The organism is Finegoldia sp. P1-F-LS (assembly GCF_052932205.1).
Genome location: NZ_JBRFJH010000002.1, coordinates 136,119 through 149,829, shown reverse-complemented (window position 1 = coordinate 149,829; position 13,711 = coordinate 136,119). Strand labels below are relative to the sequence as shown.

At 36.2% G+C, this 13,711-nt stretch carries 8 protein-coding genes; 5 read left to right on the top strand and 3 right to left on the bottom strand.

The features are described 5' to 3' along the window. Window positions 1-6: 6 nt before the first annotated feature. The 3 genes from pepD to secA all read right to left on the bottom strand — a co-directional run bounded on the left by pepD (window position 7) and on the right by secA (window position 5,624). Entirely contained in the window at window positions 7-1,398 is a 1,392-nt protein-coding gene (gene pepD / locus ACU68Y_RS02805; RefSeq protein ID WP_446755475.1) for a beta-Ala-His dipeptidase, read from the bottom strand. 62 nt (window positions 1,399-1,460) lie between these two features. After that, window positions 1,461-2,556, bottom strand: a protein-coding gene (gene prfB, locus ACU68Y_RS02800) for a peptide chain release factor 2 (protein ID WP_396336575.1) whose coding sequence is annotated in 2 segments (ribosomal slippage) — window positions 1,461-2,483 and window positions 2,485-2,556 — 1,095 coding nt in all. Because the reading frame shifts where the segments join, the coding sequence is not laid out codon by codon here. 338 nt (window positions 2,557-2,894) lie between these two features. Beyond that, a complete protein-coding gene (gene secA / locus ACU68Y_RS02795; RefSeq protein ID WP_154274081.1) occupies window positions 2,895-5,624 on the bottom strand; it encodes a preprotein translocase subunit SecA in 2,730 nt (909 codons plus the stop codon). Between the two features lie 336 nt (window positions 5,625-5,960). On the opposite strand from secA, the gene ACU68Y_RS02790 reads away from it, so the two are divergent. The 5 genes from ACU68Y_RS02790 to ACU68Y_RS02770 are packed head-to-tail and all read left to right on the top strand — an operon-like array spanning window position 5,961 to window position 13,314. Next, entirely contained in the window at window positions 5,961-6,188 is a 228-nt protein-coding gene (locus ACU68Y_RS02790) for a helix-turn-helix domain-containing protein (RefSeq protein ID WP_002841002.1), read from the top strand. A 14-nt stretch (window positions 6,189-6,202) separates the two neighbouring features. Further along, complete coding sequence (locus tag ACU68Y_RS02785) at window positions 6,203-7,942, top strand: type I restriction-modification system subunit M (protein WP_446755474.1); 1,740 nt, start codon at window positions 6,203-6,205, stop codon at window positions 7,940-7,942. A 1-nt stretch (window position 7,943) separates the two neighbouring features. Further along, complete coding sequence (locus tag ACU68Y_RS02780; protein WP_446755473.1) at window positions 7,944-9,026, top strand: restriction endonuclease subunit S; 1,083 nt, start codon at window positions 7,944-7,946, stop codon at window positions 9,024-9,026. Window positions 9,027-9,038: 12 nt separating this feature from the next. Continuing rightward, on the top strand, window positions 9,039-12,275 hold the full coding sequence (locus ACU68Y_RS02775; RefSeq protein WP_446755472.1) for a type I restriction endonuclease subunit R: 3,237 nt from the start codon (window positions 9,039-9,041) through the stop codon (window positions 12,273-12,275). Window positions 12,276-12,288: 13 nt separating this feature from the next. Next, window positions 12,289-13,314 (top strand): ATP-binding protein, encoded by a 1,026-nt coding sequence (locus ACU68Y_RS02770; protein WP_012291164.1) that lies wholly within the window; start codon window positions 12,289-12,291, stop codon window positions 13,312-13,314. Window positions 13,315-13,711 lie beyond the last annotated feature (397 nt).

The following is a 13,711-nucleotide window of genomic DNA, read 5'->3' as shown; positions in this document are numbered from 1 at the left end:
CCTCCATTATAATGATTCTACTAATTTCTTCAAGAATTCATACACTCTATCTGTGGATTCCAAATCCAAAGTTTCTTTTGGTGTGTGAACTCCACTCATATCAGGGCCGATGGAAATCATGTCCATGTCCGGATATTTCTTTGAAAATACTGCACATTCAAGTCCTGCGTGAATTACATTCACTTGCATATCTTTTCCTGTGACTTCCTTGTAAACTTTCAAACATTTGTCTCTTAGTTCGCTATCTTCACGGTATTCCCAAGGTTCGTAGAATCCTTCAGATTTAACTATTCCACTGTTTGATTTTGTTGTATTTGTAATCAAATCTTCAACTTCTTTTATTTTATCCAAAACTGAGGATCTGATTGATACCATAAACACGAATTTGTCATCAGTTGTTGTTGCGATTGATTGGTTAAGCGATGTTTCTACCAAATTGTCGTTTCCTTTTACCATGTCCACAACGCCGTTTGGAATTGTTGTAAGGAAATTCAAAATGTGTTCAGTAGATTGTTCGTCCATTGGAATTTGTGAATCTACTTGTTCAAAAATAAACTCCATTTTTACTTCGACTTGTTTGAAACCATCAATGTTGATTTCGTTGTCTTTGATTTCGTCTTCACTTGCAATGATAAGCTCACAATTTCTTGGAATTGCATTGTGTTTTGTTCCACCATTTAATGATACAATTCTCAAATTGTGACGAGTTGACAATTCCTTTAGAATTTGAACTGTGGATTCGATGGCGTTAAGGTGATTTTTGTCAATATCTTGACCACTGTGGCCACCTCTGAAACCATTGATTGCGATTTTGTAGAAATATTCCCCAAATTCTTCACGTTTGATTGCAAATTCAGAATTCAAAGTAATTCCACCAGCGCAACCACAAGTCATGATTCCTTCTTCTTCACTGTCAACGTTGATGAGGTATTTGCCTTTTAGGAAATCTTCACTTACGGCATTCGCACCGATAAGTCCAACCTCTTCGTTTGTCGTTATCATCAATTCCAAATCTGGATGTGACAAATTTTCGTCTTGTAAAATAGCAATTCCCATCGCAACGGCAATTCCATTGTCAGCTCCAAGTGTTGTCTTGTTGGCAGTTAATTTGCCATTTTCTATAATAAATTCGATCGGATCTTTCGTGAAATCGTGATCGCTGTCATCTTCTTTTTCGCAAACCATGTCCATGTGACCTTGCAAAATAACTCCAGGATGACCTTTTTTATCTTCAGTTGCAGGCTTTCTGATTACGATGTTTAATTCGTCGTCAACATCGTATTCAAGCCCCAATTCTTTTGCTTTATTTACTAAGTATTCGTTAATTCTTTTTTGGTCAAATGAACAACGAGGAACATTTGACAATTCTCGGAAATTTTCTAATACTACATTTTTCATTTAATTACACCTCAAGTTTTATATACCCAATAAATTAATAAAACTCACAAAAAATTTTGATTTTAATTGTGGCTCAAATACGCATTTATAAATTTATCCAAATCGCCATCCAACACATCTTGCACTTGTGAGCTTTCGCAGTTTGTTCTGTGATCTTTTACCAGTGTGTATGGTTGGAAGACGTAGGATCTGATTTGTGAGCCCCACGCTATTTGGTTGTATTTTCCTTGGATGTCTTCGATTTTTTCACGCTTTTCTTCTTCTTTTATCATGATAAGCTTGGCGATAAGCATATCCATGGCATATTTTCTGTTCGCGATTTGCGATCTTTCTGTTTGACATTGTACTGTAACTCCAGTTGGAATGTGCGTGATTCTAACTGCGGAGTCTGTCATGTTTACGTGTTGTCCACCAGCTCCCGATGCTCTGTATGTGTCGATTTTCAAATCTTTGTCGTCGATTTGAATGTCGTGATTGTCCTTGATTTCTGGGAATACGTCCACCGATGCAAATGATGTGTGGCGGCGTTTTTGTTGGTCAAACGGAGAAATTCTGACAAGTCTGTGGACTCCTTTTTCGCTTTTCAAAAATCCATACGCGTTGATTCCTTGAACAATTAACGATACGGATTTGATGCCACCTTCTGTGTCTTGGTTGTAGTCGGTGATTTTGTAGGAATATTTCTTGTCTGCAATCCACCTCGTGTACATTCTCAGTAACATTTCCGCCCAATCTTGCGCTTCGGTCCCACCTGCACCTGCATGAATGGACATTATCGCATTATTTCTGTCGTATTCTCCCACCAAGAGTGTTTTAATTTTGAATTCGTCGACATTTTTCTCCAAATTTTTGAGCGTCTTGGAGATTTCTTTCTCGTATTCTTCGGTGTTGTCTTCCTTGCTGATTTCGAGCATCATTTTGACTTCTTCGATTTTTTCTTCAATTTCGTCGTAATTTTCGACATCGTCTTTTACGGAATTTAATTCGTCAAATATTTCTTGTGCCTTGTCGCTGTCGTCCCAAAATCCCGCCTTCAATGTTTCTTGTTGCAATTCATCTAATTTTTTTCTTAAATTGTCTAAGTCAAAGAGACTCCTTTATTTCTTTTAGATTTTGAGATAAATTTTCTATTTTTTCGTTAATTAAAAATACGTCCATTTTTATCCTCCAATTGCATATATTTTTTGAACAAAAAAGGAGGATTTCTCCTCCTTTGTGTTTGTATTTGTTTTTGTAATAGTGGGCTTGTGTGCAAAGTTTCATAAATGACACCAAACTTTATAGCACGGATATCTGACTACAAAAATTGGTAATTTCGTAATTTCGAACACCTAAAATCGCAAGCCTCGCTTACGCTCGGGCAGTCCGATTTTTTAACGGTGTTCTTCAATTTGAAATTAACGCAATTTTTTCCGTATGATATCCTTAGCTATAAATGTTTGATGTTCAATAATCAAAACCAAACATTTCGCCTAGGGCTTTTCCACTATTTGTTTTTATCTGTTTTTACCACAGCAGTTTTTGTATTTCTTACCACTTCCGCATGGACATGGATCGTTTCTACCGATTTTCTTACCTTTAACTACTGGTTTGTTAATTTCTTCTTCTCCACCTGTTGCTGATGTTTCGTGAGCTACTTGTTTTCTTTCGATTTCTTCAACTGGTTGAACGTTGAACATTCCTCTAACTGTGTCTTCTTTGATAGAGTGGTTCATATCTTCAAACATTTCGAAACCTTCGTTGTTGTAAGCTCTTACTGGGTCTTGTTGACCGAATGCTCTTAGGCCAATACCTTGACGCAATTGATCCATCGCATCAATGTGATCCATCCATTTTCTATCTACAACCATAAGAAGAATTACACGTTCGATTTCTCTGAATTTTTCTTTGCCGATGGCTTCTTCTTTTGCATTGTAAACTTCCAACGCTTTTTGAATTACATAATCTGTGAAAGTTTTCTTGTTGTAGCTGTTGAGTCTTGTAAGATCCAAAGTTCCTTCTGGAATGAATGTGTTAAGGTAAGTCATCAATGCTTCCATTTCCCAATTTTCTGATTTAGGATCTTGGCAATATGTGTCGATAGCATTTGAAATGATGTCCTTAATCATAGCAACGATAGATTCGTGCATGTCTTCACCGTCAAGTACTTTATCTCTTTCAGTATAAATTACTTTACGTTGTGCATTCATAACGTCGTCGTATTTCAATACGTTCTTTCTGATACCAAAGTTATTGGATTCAACTTTTGTTTGTGCTCTTTCGATTGCTTTAGTAATTGTTCTGAATTCCATTGGTTCGTCTTCTGGGAACTTGCCAGATTCAGCGTATTTTTGGATAGTTTCTCCACCGAACAATCTCATTAAGTTGTCTCCTAATGATACGAAAAATCTTGATCTACCAGGGTCACCTTGACGACCAGAACGACCACGCAATTGGTTGTCGATACGACGTGATTCGTGACGTTCCGTACCGATAATATATAATCCGCCGACTTCAAGAACTTTTTTCTTGTTTTCGTCAGTCATTTTCTTGTATTTTTTGTGCAATTCGTTGTAAACATTTCTTGCTGCAACTAATTCTTCATCTGTACTTGGTAAGAATGAATCCAAACTTTCGATTACATAATCTCCGTAACCTTGTTTTTTCATGTCGTGTTTTGCCATGAAATCTGGGTTACCGCCTAAAAGAATGTCGGTACCACGGCCGGCCATGTTTGTCGCGATAGTAACCTTGTCAAACATACCTGCTTGTGCTACGATTTCTGCTTCACGTTCGTGTTGCTTAGCGTTCAATACGTCGTGTTTGATTCCATTTTTCTTCAGCAAGTTGGACAATCTTTCTGAAACTTCAATTGAAATTGTACCAACTAGAATTGGTTGACCAGTCTTGTGAATTTCTTTTATTTCTTCAACGATTGCGTTGAATTTTGCATTTTCGTTGATGTAAACTCTGTCTTGTTCGTCAACTCTGGCTACTGGTTTGTTAGTAGGAATTTCAACAACGTCCATCTTGTAGATTTCGTTGAATTCTGCTTCTTCAGTCTTGGCAGTACCAGTCATACCGCTTAATTTGTTGTACATTCTAAAGTAATTTTGGAATGTAACTGTTGCCAAAGTTTTGGATTCGCTCTTAACTTCAACACCTTCTTTTGCTTCGATAGCTTGGTGAAGACCGTCAGAATATCTTCTACCTTCCATGATACGACCAGTAAATTCATCAACGATAAGAATTTCATCGTCTTTTACTACGTAATCAATATCACGTTTCATCGTATTGTTAGCCTTCAAAGCTTGGTTGATGTGATGAGCTAATTCCATGTTGTTAGGATCAGACAAGTTTTCTACGCCGAAATATTCTTCAGCTTTTCTAGTACCAACTTCTGTAAGACTGGCAGTTTTTCTCTTTTCGTCAACTAAGAAATCAACAGTTTCATCCTTGAATTCACGATCGAAAATATCTGGCTTGTCTTCTTCTGGATCCATAATACGTCCAGTCAAACCATTAGCAAACATATTTGCTCTCATGTACATATCTGTAGATTCGTCGCCTTGACCAGAAATAATAAGTGGAGTTCTAGCTTCATCTATTAAGATAGAGTCAACTTCGTCCACGATTGCAAAGTTAAGGCCTCTTTGAACCTTGTCTTTTTTGTAAATAACCATGTTGTCACGCAAATAATCGAAACCGTATTGGTTATTAGTACCGTAAGTAATATCACAAGCGTAGTTTTCACGTCTTTCATCATTGTCCAAACCATAAACGATAACGCCTACAGTTAATCCCAAAAATTCGTGAACCTTTCCCATCCATTCCTTATCTCTCTTTGCAAGATAATCATTGACAGTAACCACGTGAACGCCCTTACCACTAAGCGCATTCAAATATGCAGGTAAAGTTGCAACCAAAGTCTTACCTTCACCAGTTTTCATTTCTGCAATTCTACCTTGGTGCAAAACAATACCACCGATTAATTGCACACGATATTGTTTCATACCCAAAACTCTGTAGCTGGCTTCTCTAACTACAGCAAATGCTTCTGGTAAAATATCGTCCAAAGTTTCTCCATTTTTTAATCTTTCCTTGAATTCAACAGTTTTATGCTTTAATTCATCATCTGATAATTGTTGCATAGACTTATCATATGATTCAATTTTTTTAATAATTGGTTCTATTTTCTTTAGCTCTTTTTTATTAGCTGAGCCAAAAATAGATTCAAATACTCCCATATAAATCTCCTTACTTTAATATATATAAATACTACCTTTTATTTTAACATTAAAACATATCATTTACAACAAAAACATCAACATTTAAAGGAAATTACTTATAAAATTTTTCAATAAATTACAGTACATATAATTTTAGGTGAAATTTGTAAAATTATTTTGAATTTTTTTGATTTATCCTTTCTTACTTACTAATGGGATTTGTGAGATAAAATTTTAGTAATAAATAAAAATCCCTCAAGAAAAATGTCTTGGATGACTAGGTACTAGAAAAATTCATATTTATTTAGTATAATAACGCTATATTTATGAATAATAAATGAAAAGGAGATGCATATGAATTTCCCTGAAGAAATAAAAAGAATTAGACAACGTTCATTCCTCACGCAGCAGGATTTTGCTGATAAAATCGGTGTGGCTTTTTCCACAGTAAATCGCTGGGAATCAGGACGTGCAAAGCCAAACTTGAAAGCAATGAAAAGCATTAATGCGTTTTGCTTAGAACATAACCTTCCATATGAAACAATAGAGCAAGCTTGGCTTGATTACAAAACAGAAAAATAAAGGAGCAATACGCTATGACAGATAAAGAATTGAAAGAATTAAAAGACACCTTATGGCACTCTGCCGATGTTTTGCGTGCAAGTGCTCATTTAGCTGCAAATAAATATGGACAGCCTATCTTGGGACTTATATTCCTTAGATATGCAGATATTTTATATAAACAACATAAGGAAGAAATCGAAGCAGAATACAATCGCCTTAAAGGCGGACGCATGGAAAAATCCATCAAAGAAATTTCCATTGAGAAATGTGGCTTCTATCTTCCAGAGTGTGCTTATTATGACTTCATCAATGATGCACCGGACGATGCAAACAAGGCTACCCTCGTAAAGAAAGCAATGGAAGCCATTGAAGATGAAAATCCTAAAATGGATGGAGTACTTCCAAAAGAAGTATACGCTCAGTTAGTTCCGGAAGAAGAACCAGAGCTTCTATCTAACATTGTACGTATTTTCAAAGATATTCCAGAAAACAGTACAATCGATATTTTCGGTGAAATCTACGAATATTTCTTAGGTAACTTTGCCCTTGCAGAAGGTAAGGATGGTGGAACATTCTATACGCCTGCAACTGTTGTTCGATATATGGTAGAAGTTTTAAATCCACAACCGGGTGAAAAGAAGTTTTTGGATCCTGCATGCGGTTCAGGGGGCATGTTTGTACAGGCTGCAAGGTACATGCACAACCACAACGCAAGCGAAAGTGAACAGATGAAGTTTCGCTGTTATGGTGTTGAGAAAGAACCAGATACAGTAAAACTAGCAAAAATGAATCTGCTTCTTAATAATGTACGTGGCGATATCACAGAAGCGAACTCATTTTATTCAGACCCATATAATGCGTACGGACAATTTGATTACGTAATGGCAAATCCTCCGTTCAACGTAGATGAAGTTGTAGTTGAGAAGGTTTCTGATGATAATCGTTTCAATACATATGGAGTGCCAAGAAACAAAAGCAAATCAAAAAAGAAAAAATCTGATAAGAAAGAAACCGTACCTAACGCAAACTATTTGTGGATAGGCTACTTTGCGACCGCCTTAAACGAAAAAGGTAAAGCAGCACTTGTCATGGCAAATTCCGCATCTGATGCATCGGGGTCAGAATACGATATTAGGAAGAAAATGATTGAAGAAGGCATCATCTCACAAATGGTGACACTTCCATCTAATATGTTCTCATCAGTGACACTTCCTGCAACACTTTGGTTCTTCGACAAGCAAAAGCCAAATACTGACAAGAAAAATGAAATCTTATTTATCGATGCAAGAAATGTATTTACCCAGGTCGACCGTGCCCATAGAAAATTCTCAGATGAACAGATTAAAAACCTTGGTGTTATCACAAAGCTTTATCATGGCGATACACAGGCACTTGTAGATTTGATTGATGAGTATAAAGCAGAGCTTGCCAATGCACCGGAATCTTCTGATGACAAAGAAATTCTTACAAAATCATATTGGCAGTCACAGATTGATTGGCTAACAGAAAGATTCCCGAATGGCGAATACGCTGATGTTATCGGTCTTTGCAAAGCCGCACCTATGGATGGTGAAGACGGAATCATTGACCAAGACTACTCTCTTAATGCAGGCCGATATGTTGGTGTGGTTATTGAAGACGATGGCTTAACACAGGAAGAATTCAAAGAAGAAATGTATTCCCTAAATGCTGAGTTCACTGCATTAAGTGCTGAGGCAAAGGCACTTGAACAACTTATAGCAAATAATTTGAAAGAATTGTTGGGTGAGTGAGATGAACCTATATACATATAGATTAGGAGATTTATTCACTAGATTCAGTAGTGGTAAGAATATAACAAGTGAATACATATTCGACTCTGGAGTTTATCCTGTATATGGTGGAAATGGAATAAGAGGATACACTTTCGAAAGCAATTTTAGCGGTGAATGTGTAATTATAGGTCGACAAGGAGCTAAATGTGGTAATGTTCATTATTTTTCAGGTATGGGATATATGACTGATCATGCTATCGTTGGTGTCTGCAAAAAAGAACATGATACACGTTTTTTAAACTATGCACTAACAAGTTTAAATTTAAACCGTTTATCCGGGCAGGCTGCTCAGCCAGGACTTTCTGTCACAATGCTAAAGAAGCAAAAAATTCAGTTACCTTCATCGGAATACCAATTTAAAATTGCTGAAATCATTTCTACTTTTGACCATGCAATAGAAAACAACAACAAGCGAATCAAACTTTTAGAACAAATGGCTGAAAATCTCTATAAGGAGTGGTTTGTAAGATTTCGCTTTCCAGGATATGAGGATGTGGAGTTTGAGAATGGTATCCCTAAGGGTTGGGATGTTGAAAAGGTAAAAAAATGTGTAAACAGACTCCCTTTTAATCAATTGTATAAACAGAAGGATTTGGATAATGAGGGATCTGTGATTGTGATAGATCAGTCTTCATCTGATTTTCTTGGCTTTCATAATAATGAGCCATCTCATTATGCAAGTATAGAAAACCCTATTATCTTATTTGGTGACCATTCGTGTAAATTTGTTTTAATGATTAGAGATTTTTCTCTTGGAGAAAATGTTGTTCCTTTTATAACATCGAATGAAAATAAATTTGATAATTATTATTTATATTATGCAGTTCATAAGCTTATTTCTACTGAAGAATACAAAAGGCACCGGGGGCGATTTATAGCTATGAAAATATTTGTTCCACAGTATCATATACAAAAGTCATTTTCAGATATCGTTAAACCGATGATAGAAGAAAAGGAAAAACTTTGGAACGAAAATCAACTGCTCATTAAGCAACGAGATTTGCTTTTACCCCGTCTAATGAGCGGAAAATTAGAAGTTTAAGGAGGTGTTAATATGCGTAACTTCATATCAGAAGACGATATTGAACAGGCTATACTTTCAAAATTAAAAGCTGAACCATTTAAATACGACATCCTCATTTGCGATTCTGATCCAAATAAGCGTGATGATTTGAATGACGGGACAGGAAGAAATTCCAAGAAAGAATGTGTTCTTCCCGATGTTATGTTGTCTTCTCTCAAGCGTATCAATCCAGCTATCGAAGAGGATAAAATCGAGGAAATTGTAAAGACGTTAAGGCAAGATTACACTGGGACTGACATCGTAGATACAAATTACAAATTATACAGACAAATCCGTAATAATATAAAAATCACTGTTCGCAGAAACGGAAAAGAAGATTTTGATTTTGTAAAATTAATAGACTTTGAGCATCCTGAGAACAATACTTTCACGGCGGTATCTCAGATGTGGATACAAGGTAAGGTCTACTACAGAAGACCGGATATCCTTATTTTCATCAATGGTATGCCCCTTGTGTTTATCGAACTGAAAAATAGCATTGTTAAGGTTGAGGAAGCCTACAACAAAAATCTGAAAGATTATTTGCGAGATATTCCTAATCTCTTTGCGTTCAATCAGATTTGCGTGCTTTCAAATGGTTTGGAGACAAAGCTTGGTGCTTTTAATGCAAGCTATGATTTCTTTTTTGAATGGCTCAGGATTGATAGCGAAAAGGAAAAACTGAATAGAGAAGCAATTCTTTCTGCAGATAATGTCAAGGATAGTTCTGTCAGATATTTTGTTGATGGTCTTTTAAACATAGATAGACTGATTGACTACATGGAAAATTTCATTCTATTTGAAAATCAGAGAATAAAGATTATCGCAAAAAATCACCAGTATTTAGGTGTAAATAATTTGATGGAATCAGTGAAAAATAGAAAAGAATTGAACGGTAAACTCGGTGTCTTCTGGCATACACAGGGTTCGGGCAAATCTTATTCTATGGTTATGTTTACACGTAAAGTGAAGCGTAAGATTCAAGGTAATTTCTCGTTTCTTGTTATTACAGACCGTGATGATTTGGATGCACAGCTTCATAAGAATTTTGTGCGTACAGAAGTTATTGGATCTAAAGAAGAATGCCAACCAAAGGACAGCAAGCAGTTAAGAGATTTCTTGACTACTAATAAGGCTTTTATTTTCACTTTAATTCAGAAATTCAGATACGATAAGACAAAGAAATATCCGGTGCTTTCTACTCGTGACGATATTATTGTCCTTGTTGATGAAGCACACAGAACACAGTATAAGGATTTGGCAGAAAACATGAGAACTGCACTTCCTAATGCTAACTTTGTCGCATTCACAGGAACACCACTTCTAGGTACAAAGCGTCTTACAAATCAGTGGTTTGGAGATTATGTATCAGAGTATAATTTTGCGCAGTCTGTTGAAGACGGATCTACAGTGCCTTTGTTCTATTCTAGACGAGTTCCGGAAGTTGGTCTCGAGAATGATTTTCTTGACGATGACGTCGTGGACATTATCGAGGAAGAAAATCTTAACGAAGATGAAACTCTTCTCTTGGAGAATGCATCATCACGTATACTTGAAGTTATCAAGAGAGATGATCGATTAGAAAAGATTGCACAGGATATTGCCTACCACTTCCCAAGACGAGGATTCCTTGGTAAAGGCATGGTTGTATCTGTCGACAAGTATACTGCTGTCAAAATGTATGACAAGGTTCAGCATTACTGGGCAATAGAAAAGCAAAAAATCTTGAAAGAGCGTAACACCGCTTCTACAAAGGAAAAACGTGATCAGCTCACTCGCATTCTTGCTTATATGAATAATGTTGAAATGGCTGTTATTATTTCAGAGGAAAATGATGAAGAAACCAAGTTTGCTAAGCAAGGATTAAAGATATCTGAGCATCGCACAAAGATGAAAGAAATCACGCCAGATGGAAGAGATATTGAGGATAGATTCAAGGATCCTGATGACTCACTGCAACTTGTATTCGTGTGTGCGATGTGGCTGACAGGATTTGATGTAAAGAATCTTTCGACACTTTATCTCGATAAGCCGATGAAAGGCCACACGCTGATGCAGGCGATTGCTCGTGCCAACAGAGTGTATCCTGGAAAACCTGCGGGAATTATCGTGGATTACGTAAATGTCTTTAAATACATGAAGAAGGCATTAACAGAATATGCCGCTGGTGATGACGGAGCAGAATTCCCTGCAAAAGATATTGATCAATTAATCAGTTATATTGACGGCACAATCGATGAAGCAGATTCTTTCTTGTTGTCTCTTGATATTGATTTAGAAAAGATAATTGCTAACTCTGATACACTGGATAAATTAGATGCATTAAGAAGTTCATATGACACTATCGTTGCGAAAGATGATGACAAAGAGAGATTTAAGGTTATTCTTAACACTTTGAAAAATCTCCACGAAGCATCAAAGCCGGAAATCTTTGAGAAGAATTGGAGCAATGATAAGTTTGCACCGCTTGTGTATCTACGCGGGCTTTTCTACCATACTATAGATGATGAAAAGGTAGCTCGTGCAAGGCGAAAAATGAATCAGATATTAGATGGTAGTGTTACTGCAAGTCAGGATTTCTTTGATTTTTGCAGTGAGAACAATGCACAATTCATGATAAAAGGCACAAAGGCTATTAATCTTTCTAAGGTTGATGTTGATGTATTGAGAAAAGAAATCAAGATTGCTAAGTATAAAGCTATTGAGATTAACGACTTGAAGGAATATATTGAGCAAGCGCTCGAACAGATGATAAATAGAAATTGTACAAGAATCAAGTTTTCAGAACGTTTCAAACGCATTATTGATTCCTATAACGCAGGTGGTACTGAAAACGAGGATTATTACAATCAACTTGTAAAACTTCTTGAAGAGCTGAAACAAGAAGACAATCGTGCAAACACTGAGGGTCTTACGGAAGAAGAATTGGAGATTTATGATTTGCTGATTGCCGGAAAAAAATTAACACAGGCTGAGGAAAAAAAGGTAAAACTCTCCGCAAAGAATCTTTATAAGAAATTAGTAGATAATCGTAGCAGTCTTCTTGTAGTGGATTGGTATAAAGACGAACAGCCACGTGCCAAGCTGAAGTATGAGGTGGAATTGTCATTGAATGATGATCTACCTGAAAGTTATGATAAAGCAGCGTTTGATTCGAAGGTTTCTCTGCTCATGAACCACTTTATGGACATGGCAGTTCAAGGTTATGGTTGGATTGGGATTGCGTAAGGAGGTATTATAGATGAGAATATACGTTCCAGATATGGAACTTGTAGGAACACTTAAATTTGCTAACGATATATACGAAAAAGTTCCAAATGATGAAGTTGTTTTTGATTTTTCTAAAATGCATAATTTTGATCCTCTACCTATGCTGATTATGGGTGCTACAATACGTAATTACAGAATGCAATATCCAGACATACCATTTAGGATTCATGGTTGTGAAGAAAAGAGTTATGCAGGTACAATGGGCTTTTTTAAATATATTTCTGAGTCAGTAGACATAGGAAAAATGCCGGGCGAAGCAAATGGTAGTAAAAATTACATTCCTATAACTCTAATTAAAGTTGACGAATTACAGCAGGATGAAATCTCACATGGAAATTACATGGTTGTTGGCAATTTGATAGAAAAAGAAGCTGGAAGATTAGCTCACATTGTTGATAGAGGTAATAAAGAGCTACATAAACTTCTTACCTACTTAATCAGGGAGATACTTCGAAATACGCCAGAGCATGCCGGTACTAATAATATGTGGGTTTGTGGACAGTATTGGCCATCCTTTGAATTAGCAGAGATTGCAATAGCAGATGAAGGTATAGGCATTTACAATAGTATTACACAGAATCATGCTCACGAAGAGTATATTACTGATAATGAGAAAGCTCTTCAATGGGCATTAAAAGCTGGTATTTCAGAAGCATTTATACCGTCAAGGAAGCAAAAAAGTAGCGATGAATGGGCAAATTCAGGATTCGGCCTTTATATGGTCAATGAAATCTGTAAGCATCTAAATGGAAGCTTCTGTATTATTAGTTATGGAAATTATATGTTAATTGATAATCATGGAATAAAATACGGAGAGACCAACTTTAAAGGAACCGCAATAAGAATGAGAGTGCCATCTAAAAAGATATCAAATGCCCAGACAATTATTTCTCAAATTGCTACACAAGGCGAATTAGAAGCAAAAACAATTAGAAATGCCTTTAAAAACGCATCTATGCCTTCTAAAGGACTTATGTCAGAATTAAACATCGAATAAAGCTTGAATGCTAGTTAAAAGGAAATGACCACACCGAGCAATCTATCCTCTAGTGTGGTCATTATTTTTTTAGTTCCGTTGGAAGGATTCACATAGAATTAATCGTTGTTTTCGTTAATCCAAAAAAGAGAAAACGATCGAGCTGAATATCACCATAGAAAATTTAATGTTTCTTATGAGCGACGCTTCGAACAAGAAAATCTTCACTTCATTTTCCTACACAGAAGATTTTCGAAGTGAGGCTGAGCGAATGAGATCATTAAATTTTCCCCAAGATATTCATGCGAGATCTTGCGCGTAGTCTAGATATTCGTGCAAAATGCTTGATCTGTGATTTCTTGCGAATAAGATGATTAAGCTGGAAATATATATTATTTGTATTGCTATTGTACGTACA

What these genes read in the sequence shown, in the direction of transcription:
- pepD (WP_446755475.1), bottom strand. Translation starts at nt 1,398, where the DNA reads ATGAAAAATGTAGTATTAGAAAATTTCCGAGAATTGTCAAATGTTCCT.
- secA (WP_154274081.1), bottom strand. Translation starts at nt 5,624, where the DNA reads ATGGGAGTATTTGAATCTATTTTTGGCTCAGCTAATAAAAAAGAGCTA.
- ACU68Y_RS02790 (WP_002841002.1), top strand. Translation starts at nt 5,961, where the DNA reads ATGAATTTCCCTGAAGAAATAAAAAGAATTAGACAACGTTCATTCCTC.
- ACU68Y_RS02785 (WP_446755474.1), top strand. Translation starts at nt 6,203, where the DNA reads ATGACAGATAAAGAATTGAAAGAATTAAAAGACACCTTATGGCACTCT.
- ACU68Y_RS02780 (WP_446755473.1), top strand. Translation starts at nt 7,944, where the DNA reads ATGAACCTATATACATATAGATTAGGAGATTTATTCACTAGATTCAGT.
- ACU68Y_RS02775 (WP_446755472.1), top strand. Translation starts at nt 9,039, where the DNA reads ATGCGTAACTTCATATCAGAAGACGATATTGAACAGGCTATACTTTCA.
- ACU68Y_RS02770 (WP_012291164.1), top strand. Translation starts at nt 12,289, where the DNA reads ATGAGAATATACGTTCCAGATATGGAACTTGTAGGAACACTTAAATTT.